The 11,239-nt window shown below is 47.5% G+C and carries 8 protein-coding genes and 1 rRNA gene; 6 read left to right on the top strand and 3 right to left on the bottom strand.

Features of this window, described 5'->3' with window-relative positions; genetic code table 11:
- Positions 1–97: ribosomal RNA gene (rrf, locus tag V6C93_RS38985) — 5S ribosomal RNA — on the top strand; the annotation flags it as partial.
- A gap of 120 nt (positions 98–217) precedes the next feature.
- On the opposite strand, the gene V6C93_RS32390 is transcribed toward rrf, so the two are convergent.
- Positions 218–1,279: an AI-2E family transporter gene (locus V6C93_RS32390; protein ID WP_333480801.1), complete on the bottom strand. Its 1,062-nt coding sequence runs from the start codon at positions 1,277–1,279 to the stop codon at positions 218–220.
- Between the two features lie 349 nt (positions 1,280–1,628).
- Positions 1,629–2,915 carry a phosphopyruvate hydratase gene (gene eno / locus V6C93_RS32385; protein ID WP_333480800.1) on the bottom strand — a complete coding sequence of 429 codons (1,287 nt, stop codon included), beginning with the start codon at positions 2,913–2,915 and terminating at the stop codon, positions 1,629–1,631.
- Between the two features lie 303 nt (positions 2,916–3,218).
- Between eno and gloA the strand changes: the two genes are divergently transcribed.
- Together gloA and V6C93_RS32375 are read left to right on the top strand one after the other, a co-directional pair.
- A complete protein-coding gene (gene gloA / locus V6C93_RS32380; RefSeq protein ID WP_333480799.1) occupies positions 3,219–3,650 on the top strand; it encodes a lactoylglutathione lyase in 432 nt (143 codons plus the stop codon).
- Between the two features lie 469 nt (positions 3,651–4,119).
- Complete coding sequence (locus V6C93_RS32375; RefSeq protein WP_333480798.1) at positions 4,120–5,553, top strand: carotenoid oxygenase family protein; 1,434 nt, start codon at positions 4,120–4,122, stop codon at positions 5,551–5,553.
- Between the two features lie 406 nt (positions 5,554–5,959).
- Here V6C93_RS32375 and patX read toward each other — a convergent pair whose 3' ends face one another.
- A complete protein-coding gene (gene patX / locus V6C93_RS38875) occupies positions 5,960–6,181 on the bottom strand; it encodes a heterocyst-inhibiting protein PatX (RefSeq protein ID WP_414644327.1) in 222 nt (73 codons plus the stop codon).
- 1,113 nt (positions 6,182–7,294) lie between these two features.
- Between patX and miaB the strand changes: the two genes are divergently transcribed.
- The 3 genes from miaB to V6C93_RS32360 form a co-directional block, all read left to right on the top strand.
- Entirely contained in the window at positions 7,295–8,683 is a 1,389-nt protein-coding gene (gene miaB / locus V6C93_RS32370) for a tRNA (N6-isopentenyl adenosine(37)-C2)-methylthiotransferase MiaB (protein WP_333480797.1), read from the top strand.
- A 35-nt stretch (positions 8,684–8,718) separates the two neighbouring features.
- On the top strand, positions 8,719–9,621 hold the full coding sequence (locus V6C93_RS32365; RefSeq protein WP_333480796.1) for a hypothetical protein: 903 nt from the start codon (positions 8,719–8,721) through the stop codon (positions 9,619–9,621).
- A gap of 226 nt (positions 9,622–9,847) precedes the next feature.
- Positions 9,848–11,239 (top strand): DMT family transporter (locus tag V6C93_RS32360; RefSeq protein WP_333480795.1); only part of this gene is annotated, 1,392 nt, incomplete at its 3' end.

Genomic DNA, 11,239 nt, shown 5'->3' with positions numbered 1-11,239 from the left:
GAACCACACCGTACCCATCCCGAACTCGGAGGTGAAACGTTGCAGCGGCGAAGATACTCTCGGGGTAACCCTCGGGGACAATAGCTCGGTGCCAGGTCTTGAATCACAAACCAAAGTCGCCTCTGGATATCAACCAGAGGCTGCTTTGGTTTTATCTGAAGTAGTCGATACCCTAAAGCGGATTAGCATACTAGGTACGAACGAGCTATCTTAGTCATTAGGGAGATGCATCTTCAGGGGGCTCCTTTGGGGTAAATTCATCTACTACAGTTACTAGAACTGCCGCAATGGGTACAGCTAGCAGAATACCAATCAATCCTAGTAGCTTACCCATCGTTAGAAAAGCAAGAATAACCATCACTGGATGAAGTTTTACCCGCTGAGCCATGACTATTGGCTGAATTAAGTGAACCTCTACTTGGTTCAAAATTAAGAAATAAATTAAAACAAGTAGAGCCTTAGTTGGTTGTATAGTAAGTGCTATCAGCGCTGGCAGAACTGCACCCACGATAGGGCCCACATAGGGAATAATTTCCAGAATACCTGCCACTATTCCTAAGGGGACAGCCAAGGGAATTCTAAGAATCAAAAGCCCAATCACTGCCCCAACCCCAACTATTAGCATTGCTAGTCCTGTACCAAATATCCAGCCACGCAGTCTCACTTTTGTGGACTCAAGTAACCGTTTCAGCCTCTTATGTTGCCGTTGTGGTGTCAGCCGCAAGATTCCATCAACTAAAGCATCCGGATCGTAAACCATATATATGGCAAGAATGAGTGTCGCAACGGCTTGAAGGGATAGATCAAAAGTGTTTCTCAGTAGTACTGGTAAGCTGCTCACTAGCCGCTTGAGAATATCCGTTAACTGCTCCAATCCCTGAGAGAGGTCAGGCACAAAACTGACGCTGTTGTGGAGCTGACGAGACAGATTGATTAAAGAATGTAGATATTTTGGCAAGGCCGAGGATAAATTCTGAGCCTCTTCTACGAAGCTGGGAATCACTACAAGCCCCACAAATAACCCAAACCCTCCAAGTAGCCCAACCATGATCATCACTGCTACCCAGCGAACCCGAAAAATTTTCTGCAACCACCGTAAGGTCGTCCGGAGTACGAGCGCTAACAGCAAAGCAACAGCTACCAGTTCTAAAACTGGCAACAGGTTATAGAGAATAAGCAGCCCAACAGCAAGAAATACAGCTAGAGGAGCACCACTAGTCAGGTTACGCCATCCACCGTTTCTGTACCTTTTAGACCTCTTAGCTCGAAAATTGGACATTAAATCATTGTAAGAGCTTTTTAAGTCTACCTAAATGAGTATTGTGATCGCTATAGTTGAGCCTAGTAAGCCAAGCTATCCAAAATGCTATTGTTCCATTAACGCTTTAACGAAGTTTGTAAATTTATGCCGTTAATTTTTTCCAGGACTAAGCATAGTGATAACTGGTGTTCGTTTTTTTGCTCATTGCGGTATCTATCAAATGAAAATGATGCGACTTTTCAGTAAGTTGGCTCTATCAACCCTAGCTCTTTAGAGCGGCCGCTAGGGGTAGGGTGCGTCTCACGCACCCTACTAGGGTGACACGGGAGAGAAGAGGAGATAGAGTGTTATCCCCAATACCTAGTGCCTATATTGGCCCCATTCCTACAGTTCCAGCATAAATGGCGCGATCGCCTAATTCATCTTCAATCCGCAGTAGTCGGTTGTATTTGGCAACTCGTTCACTACGGCATAAAGAGCCAGTTTTGATTTGACCCGCACGAGTAGCTACTGCTAAATCCGCAATTGTCGTATCTTCCGTTTCGCCAGAACGGTGGCTGATGACGGAACGGTAGCCCTTGCGAGTCGCTAAATCGATCGCCTCCAGCGTTTCCGTCAACGAACCAATTTGATTAAGCTTAATCAAGATCGAGTTACCCGCACCTAACTCAATCCCTTTTTTCAGCCGTATGGGATTGGTCACGAAAAGATCATCACCGACTAACTGGATGTTGCCTAGCTTCTGACTCAGCAATTTCCAATTATCCCAATCCTCTTCGTGCAACCCATCTTCAATCGAAATAATCGGGTATTGTCCGACTAACTGAGCCAGATAATCAATAAACTCCTCTGGTGAGTGAGACGCACCATCATAGACATACTGACCCTCTTTGTAAAACTCACTCGCCGCTACATCCATTGCTAAAGCAACTTGTTCCCCTGGCTTATAGCCAGCCTTTTCAATTGCCGCAATCAGCAATTCTAAAGCGGCTTGATTGGACTCTAGGTTGGGAGCGAAGCCCCCTTCATCCCCAACCCCCGTCAGGAGGTTTTTCTCCTTCAAAACCTTGGCTAACGCTGCAAACACCTCAGCACCCCAGCGCAGCGCCTCCCGAAAAGTGGGAGCTCCCACAGGCACAATCATGAACTCCTGGAAATCCACGTTATTATCCGCATGAGCGCCACCGTTGATTACGTTCATCAACGGGACTGGCAGCAGATTAGCGAGAGGCCCCCCTAGATAGCGATACAGAGGGAGTCCCAAATTATCTGCCCCGGCTTTAGCCGTTGCTAACGAGACAGCCAAGATGGCATTCGCGCCCAAGTTCTTTTTGTTTGGGGAACCATCGCGATCAAGCATTTTTTTGTCAACAGATGCTTGATCGAGCGCATCCATGCCCAGCAGTTCAGGTGTAATTTTCTCCTTAATATTCCGCACAGCGTAGAGAACTCCTTTGCCGCCATAGCGATGGGAGTCATCATCCCGCAGTTCGTGGGCTTCAAAGGTACCTGTCGAGGCTCCACTGGGAACTTGGGCTATTCCCCTGGCACCCGTCAGCAGCATCACTTCGGCTTCTACAGTAGGACGCCCACGAGAGTCTAAAATTTCTCTGGCATCGATCGCTTCAATTGCGGTTTCTGGCTTGTATTCCATACATCTCCTTTTAGCAATGTAAGGATTTTAGATTGCCGATTTTGATTATGGCTCAGTAGGGGGCATTTCAACTCCCCCGATTCATCTATAAGATGCCAATCCACAATCTGAATTCGGACGACTCCAGCGATCAGCATACGCCTTCCTGCGAGGGTCAAACGACAACTTTAAGGATGTCTACCGATCCCTACCGTGTTACTACGTACTATTTGGTAGGGATTTCTCCTCAAGAGTTCAGCGCTCTGGGACGGTAGCTCTTTTTACAATTAGAAACAGAAGAATCCGCCTAAGGAGTAAAAGCCCATGCGAATGCTACACACGATGCTGCGAGTCGGCAATCTTGAGGAATCCCTCAAGTTTTACTGCGACGTTTTGGGTATGAAGCTCTTGCGCCAAAAAGAATATCCGGGCGGCGAATTTACCTTAGCTTTCGTGGGTTATGGTGATGAATCCGATCACACCGTCCTTGAACTGACTTACAACTGGGGTACCGATAAGTACGACTTAGGCAATGCCTATGGTCACATTGCTCTTGGTGTTGATAATATTTACGAAACCTGTGCCCAAATCAGACTCAAGGGTGGTAAAGTCGTCCGCGAACCAGGGCCGATGAAGCATGGTTCAACGGTAATTGCTTTTGTGGAAGACCCGAATGGGTATAAGATTGAGCTGATTCAGCTAGGAACTCAAGGTTCTGCCAACAAGCAAGAAACCGCCGGAGCTGCAAACAGCTAGTGCAGGCTTACAGACAACTGATTCTTACTTAAATTGTGCCCTTGGTTATCCTTCAAAGCAGGGGGATTAAACTTCATCCTCTTCTTCCGCTGCTCTCCCTGCTTTCTCTTGCCAGTCAGGGGAGTTGGGGTAAATCGTGCAAGAGCAGCTTGTGAAAAGGAAAAAGAGCCACTTGTGTGACTCTCTTAATTATCAGGGTGCATCTACTAAGCACAATATAACATCATGGGGATGGGGGGTGTCACCCCTTATTCTAAAAAAATCTGGTTCGGCTTAGGTTTGTTGTTTAGGACTACCTGACAACCGTGTCTTAGCGCTTTTTTACGAGAGTTAACAACTCGTAGAAGACTCGTCTTCTCTCTTGAGACCGTAGTCTGAAAGGGCAGGATGTAATAAAAGTTAATAAAAGAACCATAGCTCTATCCGTCTTGAATGAGCCAACAGCTGAGCCGATAGTTTTACACAAAGCATGACGACGACCCATAAACCCTTAACCCGTAGAGCTTGGGCAAATGCGATCGCCCAACCCGGCAAAGAATTTCCACCCACTCCCCTGCCCATTCTCTCTGGTCAGATTCCAGAGGGTTTACGAGGTTCACTCTACCGCAACGGCCCCGCACGTTTAGAACGCGGTGGTGTACGAGCGGGACATTGGTTTGATGGCGATGGGGCAATCTTGGGCGTGCATTTTACCGATGCAGGTGCGACAGGACTTTATCGCTACGTGCAAACCGCTGGCTACCAAGACGAAGCCCAGAAAGAGGAATTCCTTTACCCCAACTATGGAATGACAGCACCGGGACGAATTTGGGAGCGCTGGGGTAAGCCGATGAAGAATGCCGCCAATACCTCAGTGCTGACATTACCCGATAAACTCTTAGCGTTATGGGAAGGTGGAAACCCTCATGCCCTCGATCTCCAGACATTAGAGACCAGGGGAACCGATAATTTAAGCCAGTTAGGTGAGGGCGCACCGTTTTCGGCTCATCCCAAGTGTGACCCAAAGACGGGCGAGATTTTTAACTTTGGTGTTGCAGCCGGTCTAAATACAACGCTGAAGGTTTATAAAAGTGACCCCACAGGCCAGATTATCCAACAGGGTTCAGTGCCGCTAGATGGTATACCTCTGGTGCATGACTTTGTTCTGGCAGGACAGTATCTAGTCTTTTTTGTGCCACCAGTGCGGGTGAATCTCTTAAAGGCTGGGCTCGGCCTTAGCAGCTACAGTGACTCGATGGAGTGGCAACCCGATCACCCCACTCAGATTATCGTTCTCGATCGCGAAACCCTTACGTTAGTCAGTCGCAGTGAAGCTAAACCTTGGTTTCAGTGGCACTTTACCAATGGTTATGTAGATACTGATGGCGCGATCGCAATCGATTTTGTGCGCTATCAGGACTTTCAAACGAATCAGTATTTAAAAGAAGTAGCGACAGGTCAAACTCGAACACAGGCTAAGGGAACACTGTGGCAAGCACGTCTCAATCCGCAGACAGGGAAAGTAACGCATTTACACGAGTTGCTAGACAGAGCTTGTGAGTTCCCCGTTGTACCGCCGCAGGTGGTAGGAAAAGTCTCGTCTGATATCTACCTATCAGTACACCGCGACGGGGTAGATATCAGTCAGGAAATGTTCGGTGCGATCGCTCGATTCAACTCCAAAACCGATACCTTAGCGATCGCTGATATGGGTGAGAATCGTTATCCCTCCGAACCCCTCTATGCAGCCGATGCCTTGAAGCCTCAGCAGGGTTGGGTACTGACCGTTGTGTATGACGGCAATACTGACACGAGTGAGGTTTTCGTGTTTGATAGCGATGGCCTAGATGAGGAACCCGCCTGTCGCATCGGATTACCCAGCGTTATTCCTCATAGTTTTCATGGCAAGTGGAAACCGGCATAGCTTTTAGCTATCAGGTGCGTCGTGAGGCTCCCTATTCCTCAGGTGAGAATGTTGCGTAATACGGTTTTGCTTGAGCGTTTGAGGGCTAGGGCAGGACAGGCCATGACATGATCATGCCATACCACCTATATTTCCATGCCATTACATCCGGAATCGGTATGATCCCTACTGAAAAACCTTGCACAAACTCGATAACTCGACCTCTCCTGTTGATTCCCCGGTCACTCCAAATCGCAGAACTTTTCTATTTCCCCCGTTTGAGAACCATTGAGAAAATTATTGGCCAGTCTTGCTACAAATTCAGCCATTTAACCGAAGTATTTCAGCCATTTTGCTGAGGCTTCCTTACCGAACTCAACTGTAAAATGACTAGGTATAGACAGAGTCAACCTAATCAGCGAGCAAATCAGTTCCCCTTAGTGACCTCTTTATCTCTCCGTCCACAGCCAGGAAGAGGGCTCTGCCCACTGTCACGACAATCACTCTGTGCGCTTGACTTGTTTGTTAATGACTGCGTCTCAAAATCAGATGGGTGGAGCCTTTGGCCTCCAGACCCGAAGTGTGGAGAATTCGCGGCTATTCCAGTAAATAACAGACTTGTTAACAGGAGAGAGCTGTAAGTTTGCATTTTGGGGTGTCCTTGTCGGAGTCTCTAATTCCTACTTCGGACCTCCAAAGACGGTTTCAGTAAAAAATGTAAGCAGAGAAACACTTTTGTAAGTGTTCCCTTTCTCTATCTTTAAAGAATATGTAATTTAATGGCTGGGTCTAAGGAAAGGTTAACCCTGACACTAAAAAAACTGGCATGTATTAATGTGACAATTCTCACTTTTTATGTATAGTGTATAATTAGGGGAATATCTTTCTGAAGGTAGTAGCCAACTTTAAAAACTCAAGGAAGCTTTAGCAGAGAAACTTCCTTGATAGTCCAGGAAGGTGATCTAAAACACTACCGCTGAAAATTGGTCGAGGCGGTAACCAACAGCCCAGCCTATAGGCTGATGAGTTATAGGGGGCATCTGAGCAAACATAAGAATTGAAATACTGCGATCGCCTGAGGTCAGCGACAAGTAACCTGTACACCTATTCCACAACAGTAAAAAACCTGGCTGCTAGAGCCAGGTTGCTGTTCAACTTCCGATTCCAATTTCTCAGTCTCGTCACAAACCAGCGGCTTTCAACCGCTCTTCGTGGTATTTCCATTTATCGTCCACTGCCCCGATTATCATCCTCATCCTCGAACCAATGAGTAAGAGTGCTGAGTAATCCGCTGTATAAAAGGGCAGGGTTTTCACTCCAAACCCCCGAACGGGATATCAGTGAAAACCCAGTCACGTAGTTGCACATAGGAAATCTCCTATCTGAATTGCTAATGCTTTGTTCACATCAACAGCTGTAAATCAGGACAAACCCCAACGTGCGTAATATTTCGTAATACATCCTGCCGCTGCGCAGATTTAGCTCATACCCTTTTAGATTTTAGATTTTGGATGGCACAAGCCTTGTGAAGGCAATAGTTTCAATCAATGAGCTGTCGCATTCTCTGTTTAAATTAATATCAAATAGGGCAGCGAGGTGTTGCAGCGGTGGGACACACCGTGAAGAGGCTTAGCGATAGTCTGGGGTTAAGCAGTAGCTTCCCGTAAATCCAAAAATCCTAAGACTTGAGCGTAAGCAACGCCGTGGCAGTGTCAATATAGATACAGTTCTGATCATTTCGACTGATTTGTCGTAGCCATCCATGACCACTTCTCGCCGTCGCTATCACATCACTACTTTTGGCTGCCAGATGAACAAAGCCGACTCAGAACGTATGGCTGGCATCTTAGAGAACATGGGCTTCGAGTGGTCAGAAGACCCCAATGATGCTAACTTAGTTCTCTACAATACCTGTAGCATTCGCGATAATGCCGAGCAAAAGGTTTATTCCTACCTGGGAAGACAAGCCAAGCGCAAGCACGAACAACCCGACTTAACCCTTGTTGTTGCTGGATGTGTTGCGCAGCAAGAAGGAGAAGCCTTGCTACGCCGGGTACCAGAACTCGATTTGGTAATGGGGCCACAACACGCCAATCGTCTCCAGGATTTGCTGGAACAGGTACTTGAGGGCAACCAAGTTGTCGCGACAGAACCGATTCATATTGTTGAAGACATCACCAAACCCCGCCGCGACAGTAAGGTGACAGCATGGGTAAATGTGATCTATGGCTGCAATGAGCGCTGCACTTACTGCGTCGTTCCTAGCGTTCGGGGGATCGAGCAATCCCGAACCCCGGAAGCGATTCGTGCCGAGATGGAGGAGTTAGGGCAACAGGGTTACAAGGAAATCACACTACTGGGTCAAAATATCGACGCCTACGGACGTGATCTCCCTGGTATCACCGAGTCCGGACGTCACCAGCACACCTTAACCGAGCTCTTGTATTACGTTCACGATGTGCCAGGAATTGAGCGCATCCGCTTTGCCACCAGCCATCCCCGTTACTTTACAGAACGCCTGATTCGTGCTTGTGCCGAGCTACCCAAGGTATGTGAATACTTCCACATTCCCTTTCAATCAGGAGATAACAATATCCTCAAGGCAATGGCGCGAGGCTACACTCAGGAGAAATATCGCCGTATTATCGATAGGATTCGCGAGTACGTGCCCGATGCTTCAATTAGTGCGGATGCGATCGTAGGCTTTCCAGGGGAAACCGAGGAACAGTTTGAGAATACGCTGAAGCTGGTGGAAGATATTGGCTTTGACCTGCTCAATACTGCTGCCTATTCTCCCCGTCCCGGTACTCCAGCCGCACTGTGGGAGAATCAGCTAAGTGAGGAGGTAAAAAGCGATCGCCTCCAGCGTCTCAATCACTTGGTTTCCATTAAAGCCGCTCAATCCTCGCAGCGTTATTTCGGACGGGTTGAAGAAGTCCTCGTTGAAGACGAAAATCCCAAAAATCCCACCCAAGTCATGGGACGTACACGGGGAAATCGACTCACATTTTTTACAGGCAACATTGAGGAATTGAAAGGTCAATTGGTAAAGGTCAAAATTACAGAGGTTCGTGCCTTTAGTCTCACAGGAGAAGCCATTGCCGAATTCGCGGTTGTGCCAAAGGCAAGCGCGCCAAGCACATCAGCATAGCCTTTCGCTCTAACCCCTTGTTAGGAGTAATTAACATGCGACGGACTGCGATTGTCTTAGCGCTGACAGCAGTATTATCCTTGTACGGTCAGCGTACCGATGCAGCTGATTTCGAGCAGTTGCTTTCTGGAAGCCTTGCACCACTGAATGTAAAGCTGAAAGATTTGGACAGTTCCTGGCGGCAAATCAGCATCAGTGGTCAGTTCGAGATGGGCGATTTACTTCAGACGTACAGTAACCTTTTTGGGGGTAAGGGTAATAGTGGCGTCTATTACACCCAGGGAAAGACGGTAACGTTTGGGGGTGAAACCTATGTTATTGCTTATCGCTTGGTATCAACAAGTCAGGGGGTGAGCTTCAGAAGCTTAATCGAAAGTACTTTAGGGGGAGGTTCTAAACCTTCGGAAATAGATAGGCTCACACCAGAGACATCCCTTACTCTATCCCTGCTCAATCTGCGCACCATTGGCAGCTTAAACAATATCCGCCCGTTTAATCTAAAAGAAGAACTAGCAGCATCTGAACAAGCTTATCAATATGCGATCGCATCTTATGAAAAAGCACAGTTGGAAACTTTAAATTCACAAGTATCAGACAATTTAACCACACTCGGTTCGGCTTTACTGAAATATGCAGAAGAACATAATGGGGTATTGCCCCAGCTCAATAATTCTGCAACCGTTGAGTCTGCCCTCAAGGAGTGGGTAGAAGATCAAAGTGCATTTGTTCATCCAAATACCTCTGAACCTTATCAATTTAATTCCAGCCTGTCGGGCAAAAAGCTAGCAGAGATTCCTAACCCAGAGCAATTAGTCGCTTTCTATGAAGCGACATCAGCAAAAGATGGGAGTAGAGGGGTTGTATTTTTGGATGGTCGTACCGAGCGAATTTCGTCAGCTCAGTGGTCGAAAGTCAAACAGGTGTCAGATTTACCCTAACGACAAAGGTTTCCCATCTTTCGAGTTTCACCCAGGAGATATCGGGAGAACGCTTGGCCTCATACAGACCAACTCTAAATCGAACGGATTGCAGTGCTCATTAATCCAGGACAATGATTAATCCTCTACTGCCAAAAGCGATCGCACCAGCTCCCGACTCGCAGTACAATGACGGCAACAACTTTTAAAGCCGAGAGCGTCTGAAGAAAAAACAGGTTAAAGGCAAATGGGGCAACTGAACAACCAATCAGATGATAGAGGAGCCAGCGATTCGCAGGCAGCAGAAGCCCTTTTAAGAGCCATGACTCAGGATATGGAGAACCTGCGGCAAAATCTCCTTGGTCAGTTGTCTCAAGACGTTGAGCGACTCCACAGGGAAAAATCGCAGTTAATTGAGGACATTGAAAAGCTAAAGGCTCAGCGTCAGCAGCAACTTCTCCAACAACAGCTTGAGCGTGTCCCCAGTGCTGGACTCTCGCCCAATGTAACAGCCAATGCTCACAACGAGAATATCGAACAATTGATTGCCTCTTTAGATTCAACTCTGAGAGCGACATTTAGAAGCCTACAACAAGACCTCAGGAGCTATCAAACGTCTCTCTCCCAACAGTTGGGTGAGATGTATAACCTCGAGAAGCAAGGAGAGGCGATCCTAGAGGCACTAGTTAATCGCCTAAGAAAAGAACTTCAATCCGATTCTCCTCCGATTCAGGACTCTTCCCTGTCTGCACCAGCAGCACAGCAGAATCTACCCATACCTCGCCGTGATTCACCTGACTATCTAGAGGAAAATCATAATTACAGGAATTCCAGTATCTCCTATGCTTCTGAGCCATCCATACCAGCGATACCGTCGTTACCCAAACCCAGTCCGCTAACTCCTGTACCCCAGCCACAAACCCCCTCAAAACGGAAGCGTGGGGTAGTGATTGTTGGGTTGGTGTTGTTTGCGCTATCCTTCCTGCTGCAAGCGTTCCAAAACGTCGTGATCAGCGTAATGTTCAACAAATCCTCGATCTTTGGGCTATTTCAACTCGGAGGATTTGTAACTCCTAGCGTGGGCAATTCACTATTGATTCTCTGGTTGCGAATGCTAGTGGTAGTGCCGTTGATGGCAATCTTGGCGATGGTTCGTTATCCGTCGGTGTGGCGCGAGATTGGGCAATTGGCGCGATCGCAAGATTGGCTGTTATTCTTCAATGTGTTGGGCAGTAGCTTCTTTCTGTTTGTATCCCAGGTACTCCTTTATCTGGCCTTAGGCCCCATTGCCCCAGGAGTTGTCATTACAATTTTCTTCATCTATCCGATCTTTACCCTGCTGTTAGCGTGGGTACTGTATGGCATTCGCCCGACCCTAATTAGTAATCTCGTTATCTTCAGTGTTTTAGTAGGGTTTGTTCTGATTACCCTTCCCGGTAGTAGAACAACGGAACTTTCCGGTCTAGGCATTAGTGCGGCGGCGGGTGCGGGTATTGCTTTTGCTTTGCACTTAATCCTGACACGAGTCCCGGCGAAAAAGATTAATCCCGTGCCTTTACTGTGGATTAACTATGTCCTCCTCCTTACCTTTGCCGGTTTCACCTTAGCTGGGCCCTTCCCGGAATCCTGGCGGCGTTTC

Source organism: Allocoleopsis sp. (genome assembly GCF_036703385.1).
In the GTDB taxonomy this organism is placed as follows: domain Bacteria; phylum Cyanobacteriota; class Cyanobacteriia; order Cyanobacteriales; family Coleofasciculaceae; genus Allocoleopsis.
The sequence above is the reverse complement of the archived record's forward strand: the minus strand, read 5'-3'. Positions and strand labels throughout refer to the sequence as shown.

What these genes read in the sequence shown, in the direction of transcription:
- V6C93_RS32375 (WP_333480798.1), top strand. Translation starts at nt 4,120, where the DNA reads ATGACGACGACCCATAAACCCTTAACCCGTAGAGCTTGGGCAAATGCG.
- V6C93_RS32365 (WP_333480796.1), top strand. Translation starts at nt 8,719, where the DNA reads ATGCGACGGACTGCGATTGTCTTAGCGCTGACAGCAGTATTATCCTTG.
- V6C93_RS32390 (WP_333480801.1), bottom strand. Translation starts at nt 1,279, where the DNA reads ATGTCCAATTTTCGAGCTAAGAGGTCTAAAAGGTACAGAAACGGTGGA.
- eno (WP_333480800.1), bottom strand. Translation starts at nt 2,915, where the DNA reads ATGGAATACAAGCCAGAAACCGCAATTGAAGCGATCGATGCCAGAGAA.
- patX (WP_414644327.1), bottom strand. Translation starts at nt 6,181, where the DNA reads ATGCAAACTTACAGCTCTCTCCTGTTAACAAGTCTGTTATTTACTGGA.
- gloA (WP_333480799.1), top strand. Translation starts at nt 3,219, where the DNA reads ATGCGAATGCTACACACGATGCTGCGAGTCGGCAATCTTGAGGAATCC.
- miaB (WP_333480797.1), top strand. Translation starts at nt 7,295, where the DNA reads ATGACCACTTCTCGCCGTCGCTATCACATCACTACTTTTGGCTGCCAG.